The 5,844-nt window shown below is 55.5% G+C and carries 5 protein-coding genes; 3 read left to right on the forward strand and 2 right to left on the reverse strand.

Features of this window, described 5'->3' with window-relative positions; genetic code table 11:
* Nucleotides 1-292: 292 nt before the first annotated feature.
* The 3 genes from JWR17_RS08310 (at nt 293) to JWR17_RS08320 (ending at nt 4,668) form a co-directional block, all read left to right on the forward strand.
* Nucleotides 293-1,309, forward strand: a complete 1,017-nt coding sequence (locus JWR17_RS08310; protein WP_299830172.1) for a class I SAM-dependent methyltransferase — start codon at nt 293-295, stop codon at nt 1,307-1,309.
* A 108-nt stretch (nt 1,310-1,417) separates the two neighbouring features.
* Nucleotides 1,418-4,360, forward strand: a complete 2,943-nt coding sequence (locus JWR17_RS08315) for a DUF748 domain-containing protein (RefSeq protein ID WP_299830174.1) — start codon at nt 1,418-1,420, stop codon at nt 4,358-4,360.
* Nucleotides 4,361-4,368: 8 nt separating this feature from the next.
* The gene (locus JWR17_RS08320; protein ID WP_299830178.1) at nt 4,369-4,668 is read left to right on the forward strand and encodes a DUF2845 domain-containing protein; all 300 of its coding nucleotides are present in this window, start codon (nt 4,369-4,371) and stop codon (nt 4,666-4,668) included.
* A gap of 178 nt (nt 4,669-4,846) precedes the next feature.
* On the opposite strand, the gene JWR17_RS08325 is transcribed toward JWR17_RS08320, so the two are convergent.
* Nucleotides 4,847-5,200, reverse strand: coding sequence for a BON domain-containing protein (locus tag JWR17_RS08325; RefSeq protein WP_299830180.1), 354 nt, complete (start codon nt 5,198-5,200; stop codon nt 4,847-4,849).
* Between the two features lie 390 nt (nt 5,201-5,590).
* Nucleotides 5,591-5,844 (reverse strand): S1 RNA-binding domain-containing protein (locus JWR17_RS08330; RefSeq protein ID WP_299830176.1); only part of this gene is annotated, 254 nt, incomplete at its 5' end.

Below are 5,844 nucleotides of genomic sequence, written 5' to 3' on the forward strand. Positions count from 1 at the left end.
GGCGAGAAACGGCCGGGGTCGCGATCGACTCTACGGGTTGTAAATGAGCATTTTGATCGGACTCGCGCACGAGCCTGTTTTTAACGCAGTATTGCGTGCGTAGCACCGAAGGTGCCCAGCCCGCAGTTGTTTTCACACAGCCTGTGTAGGAGCCAACTTGTTGGCGAGCAATTAAATGTGAGCGTGGCAGGTATGTCGCTTCGCCAACATGTTGGCTCCTACGGTAGATTGGGGTATATCGCGAGCTGCAATGCTAAACTTCTGCGCCCATTTCCAACCCAAGGCGCCGTGAATGTCTTCCTTGAATCAGGCGCTCAGCGTCGCCCTCGATAATCGTCAATCATTGCTCGCCCAGTTGCATGCACAAAACACCGATTGCTATCGGCTGTTTCATGGCAGCCAGGAAGGCGCCAGCGGCCTGACCATCGACCGCTACGGCCCTCAATTGCTGGTACAGAGCTTTCACACCGGACTGGAGCGCAGTGCACTGCTGGAGCTGCATGCCGCCGTCAATGGGCGCCTGGGGCTCGATACGCTGCTGGTTTATAACGACCGATCCCAAGGCAATTCACGCATCGACCGTAACGACGCCGTCTATAAACCCGACGATGCAGCGCTTGATGACTTGATCGGCCATGAATGGGGCCTGAACTACCGAGTCCGTGGGCGCCACGCTGGCCAGGACCCGCTGTTGTTTCTCGACCTGCGCAACACCCGCGGCTGGATCAAGCAACACAGCGCCGGGAAAACCGTGCTCAACCTGTTTTCCTACACCTGTGGCGTTGGCCTCAGTGCGGCAGCGGGCGGCGCGCGAGAAGTATGCAACCTGGATTTCGCCGAAGGCAATTTGGCAGTGGGACGCGAAAACGGCCTGCTGAACCCCGGACTCAAACCCATGAAGTTCGTGCAATCCGATTACTTCCCGGCCATCAGACAACTGGCCGGGCTGCCCATTGCCCCCCGTCGCGGTAACAAACTGCCCGAATACGTGCGACTCGACCAACGCCAATATGACCTGGTGTTCCTTGATCCACCCGCGTGGGCGAAAAGCGCATTCGGCACCGTGGATTTGCTCCGGGACTACCAAAGTTTGCTCAAGCCTGCCGTGCTAACCACCGCCGCCAACGGCGTATTGATTTGCTGCAATAATCTGGCGAAGGTCAGCATGGACGATTGGCGCGAAGATGTTTTGCGGTGCGCCACTAAGGCGGGGCGCCCCGTGCGCGAGTGGCAAGTCATGACGCCGGGCAGCGATTTTCCTTCCATGGATCAGCAACCGCCGCTAAAAACCTTGATCCTGCAGTTTTGAAGTATGAAGACAATTAGTAACGATTAACGCTACAGGTGAGGCTATTTCTTCGGAACCAGTTTCGCGTGCCATACTCCAAGCACCTCCGATAAAGAGACGACGCCTCACATGCCCAAAGGAATGAAACGCGCCATCGGCGCCTTGCTGACCGTCATCGCACTTTATAGCGTGCTGGGATTTCTGATTTTGCCCGGCATCGCGTTGCGTATCATCAACCAACAGTTGGCCAACTACTCCACGGTTCCGGCAAAGCTTGATCGCCTGGAGCTCAACCCGTTCAGCCTGGAAGTGACCTTGTGGGGCCTGAATATCGGCGCACCAGGTCAAGAGCAAATCGGCTTTGATCGCCTGTACACCAACCTGCAAATTGACAGCCTGTGGACCGGCGCCCTGCATTTGGCAGCCATTGAGCTGGATAAACCCAAAAGCGAAATACTGTTTGGCAAAGACGGCACGCTAAACCTGACGCAGTTGTTCAAACTGCCGCCAAGCGAACCCGCCAAAGATCAGCCGGCCAGCAAGCCCTTCCCAATGCGTATTGACCAGATCAAGTTGGCCGATGGTTATGTTCACTTTCAGGACCAGCGTCCCAGCGAACCCATAGAATTTTTGTACAATGCCCTCAATTTCGAACTAAAGAACCTCAGCACGCTGCCCGAAGACAATGCCGACATGACTCTGGTCGCGGCAGGTCCCGAAGGCGGGCAGATCGATTGGGTCGGGCGCATCAGCCTGGTTCCCATCACCTCTGAGGGCAAACTTAAAATCACCGACGGCAAGATGAAAGTCTGGTGGCCGTATGTTCGCGACGCGCTGCCACTGGAACTGAAAGACGGCGTAGTCAATTTCAGTACCGATTACGCAATGAGCCTGGCGAAAGGGACAGAGCTCAATCTGACCAACACCGCGCTGAGCGTTGCTCCGCTGGCGATAGATACGCCTGACGGCCGACCGCTGGTGCGTCTTGAACGGCTGGATGTCAGCGAAACGTCCATCGACCTGGCAAAACAACTGGTGACGGTGGGCAAGATACGCAGCAACAAGTTGGAAACCTGGGCCGCCCGGGAAGCCGACGGCCAGCTCGATTGGCAAAAGTTGTTTGCCAGCCAGCCGAAGAAACCAGTGCCCGCCGACGCCGTGAAAGCACCTGCCGCGGCTGCCGGCAATGCACCGGAAGTCGCCGCGCAACCCGCCGCGACGAGCAAACCCTGGCAAGTGCTGCTGCAGGACGTACAGTTGCGCGACTACCAGATCCATCTGGCCGACCGGGTTCCTAAAGAGCCAGTGGCCCTGGAAGTGGGTCCGCTGAACCTGGATCTGCAGAATTTCGACAGCCTCAACAAGTCGCCCTTTAAACTCAAGCTCGACACCGGGCTTGGCAAACAAGGCCACATTACGGCCGCTGGCGACGTCAACCTTAGCCCGGTCAGCGCTAAATTGCAGGTCAGCACCAAAGACATCGACCTGCGCCTGGCACAGTCCTACATCACCCCGTTTATCAAACTTGAATTGCGCAGCGGCATGCTTGGCAGCGATCTGGCGGTCAACCTGAAAAGTACCGAGCCTTTGGCGTTGGGTATCACCGGTAAGGCGCAGGTTGACCAACTGCACACCCTCGACACCATCAAACAGCGGGATTTCCTCAAGTGGCAGCAGTTGGGTCTTGAAGGATTGGACTTCGAGCTTGGTGATCACTTGACGATCGCCAAGGTCAATCTGTCGCAGCCGTATTCACGCTTCATGATTAACGAGGACCGCACCACCAACATTGATGACCTGCTGGTCAAGCAACCTGCAGACGCGAGCAAACCGACCGCCAAAGCCTCAACGAGCACTGCGGCTAAGCCAATGGGCATTCGTATCGGCGAAGTTAATATCAATGATGGCTCGGCCAACTTTGCCGACTTCAGCCTGACGCCTAATTTCGCCACTGCGATTCAGCAGCTCAACGGTAAAATCGGCACCCTTGATAACCGTCAGCCAAAACCTGCAACGGTGGACATCAACGGCAAGGTGGACCGCTATGCGCCAGTCACCATCAAAGGCAGTCTCAATCCCTTCGACCCATTGTCGAGTCTGGACATCGCCACCAGTTTCAAACGCGTGGAGCTGACGACCCTGACCCCCTATTCCGGTAAATTTGCCGGTTTCCGTATCCGCAAAGGTCGGCTCAACCTGGACCTGCACTACATGATCTCTAAAGGCCAACTCAAGGCCGAAAACAAAGTGGTAGTGGAACAACTGCAATTGGGTGAAAAAGTAGACAGCCCCAACGCCGTCGATTTGCCGATTCGCCTGGCCATCGCCCTGCTTAAAGACACCGACGGCAAGATCTCCATTGAGCTGCCTATCTCCGGCGACCTCAACAGCCCGCAATTCAGCGTCATGCCGATTGTCTGGCAGACCCTGCGCAATCTGGTGTTGCGCGCCGCCCAGGCACCGTTCAAGTTCATCGGTGGATTGATCAGCGGCGGAGACTCCCAAGACCTCGGCACCGTGGCGTTTGCACCGGGTGCGACCGATTTGAGCCCAGACGCTCAGTCTGCGCTTAACAAGCTTTCAGCGGCCCTCAAAGAGCGTCCAGCATTGCGTCTTGAGGTGGAAGGCACCAGCGCCGAAAGCAGTGACGGCCCATTGATCGCCCAACAACGCCTTGAGCGTGAATACCAAAGTACCTATTACAAAATTCTGCAACGGCGCGGGGACAAGGTGCCTGCACAGGCCTCATTGCTGAAGGTGCCGGAAGACGAAAAACCGCCTCTGCTGGAAGGTATCTACCGGGACCGCTTGAAACAGCAGCCGCCAGCCGAATGGGCCGATCAAGGTAAAGAAGGCCGGGCGGCAAAAATGCGCGCGGCGGTCATCACATCCTGGAGTAGCAACGCGGTGTTGCTGCGACAACTGGGCCAAGCCCGCGCCAGCAGTATCAAGGACTATTTGGTCGACAAGGGCAAACTGGCCGATGACCGGGTTTTCTTCATCGACGCCAACCTGGGCAAGGCCGAAGCTGATGGTCGGGTAATAAGCCAATTGCATCTGGACAGCGAATAACCATGCGTATGACTGCTTTGTTGCCTTTAGTACTCGTTGGGGGACTCGCTGGCGTATCCCACCAGGCGCAAGCTGACACGTTACGCTGTGGCAGCCAGTTGATCAGCGCCGGGGACAGAGAATTCGAAGTGCAGCAAAAGTGCGGCGAGCCTGCCGCGCGAAATATGGTCGGTTATTTGCGCAGTCCTGACCGGCGCGAAGAAGTGGCCATCGAAGAATGGATCTATGGCCCCAGCAACGGCATGTATCAGTACCTTCGCTTCGAAGGCGGCCGACTGACACAAATCAGTAGCAAGCGCGGCAACTGACCGAGCCGTGCCCACTTCGTGACATGTCCCTTCCCACAATAGAACAGGCCCCGACGCGAACGTCGAGGCCTGTAATGACCACATCCTTATGGTCTCGCATGAACCTTCAACACATCAGCCAGTACCTTCCATAGTTACCGACTGACGCTTATCAATGGTTACAGCGAGGGGTTAAACGTTACTCAGACTTCAGGCCATCGGCCGAGACTGCTTTAACGCCTTTGATTTTTTTGGTGATAGCAACGGCCACTTGTTTCTGTGCGGCAGTGATTGCGACAGTAGACGACAGGGAAACCACGCCTTTGTTGGTCTCTACCTTGATGTCAGTGCCTGGAATACCTTTTTCGGTGACCAAGTCAGATTTGACCTTGGTGGTAATCCAAGTGTCCGAAGTCGCTTCGCCAGCCTTAGTCATCTCACCAGCAGCAACAACCATTGGCGCTTGGGTAGTTGTGGTCTGGGCGAAGGCCGAGTTAGCCAAAGTGAAAGTCAAAGCAGTGGCAGCAGCGGCGGCAATGGCGAACTTATTCATATTCATACGAGTCACTCCTGTTTTTCTCAAAATCTGCGCCAAAGTCGCTGGCGGCAGGGTTACAGGAGATATCGCAAGCGCTATGCCAACTTTCCGAAACAAATAAACCCTTAAATAACAATAGGTTAAGCGATAGGCATCTGTTTCGTTTCGTGCAGATTGCACGTTCGATGTCGAATGCTGCGTGCAGGATGCATGTTTTCCTAGCTGAATTCTCGGCTGAAGCTGTAAGTGCTTAAAAGAGCAGCTAATTTCGTGATGGCTTGATGGGCCTGGTCGAGGGGTACGAAACCAAAAAAAACCGCTTCCCCAAGTACAGAGGAAGCGGTTTTTTTATTGAACCGGCGGCCCGCTTTGACGGACCTTCAGTTCTTTTCAGCGTCGGGCTAATTACACGCCGGAAGCTTTTGCTGCTGCGACGTCTTTGATCGACAGCTTGATACGGCCGCGGTTATCGACGTCCAGTACCAATACTTCTACTTCCTGGCCTTCTTGCAACACGTCGGTCACTTTCTCTACGCGAGCATCGCTCAACATGGAGATGTGAACCAGACCGTCTTTGCCTGGCAGGATGTTAACGAATGCGCCGAAGTCGACGATGCGCTCAACCTTACCTACGTAGATCTTGCCGATTTCAGCTTCTG

This window comes from Pseudomonas sp. (genome assembly GCF_028293835.1).
In the GTDB taxonomy this organism is placed as follows: Bacteria; Pseudomonadota; Gammaproteobacteria; order Pseudomonadales; family Pseudomonadaceae; genus Aquipseudomonas.

What these genes read in the sequence shown, in the direction of transcription:
- JWR17_RS08310 (WP_299830172.1), top strand. Translation starts at nt 293, where the DNA reads ATGTCTTCCTTGAATCAGGCGCTCAGCGTCGCCCTCGATAATCGTCAA.
- JWR17_RS08315 (WP_299830174.1), top strand. Translation starts at nt 1,418, where the DNA reads ATGCCCAAAGGAATGAAACGCGCCATCGGCGCCTTGCTGACCGTCATC.
- JWR17_RS08320 (WP_299830178.1), top strand. Translation starts at nt 4,369, where the DNA reads ATGACTGCTTTGTTGCCTTTAGTACTCGTTGGGGGACTCGCTGGCGTA.
- JWR17_RS08325 (WP_299830180.1), bottom strand. Translation starts at nt 5,200, where the DNA reads ATGAATAAGTTCGCCATTGCCGCCGCTGCTGCCACTGCTTTGACTTTC.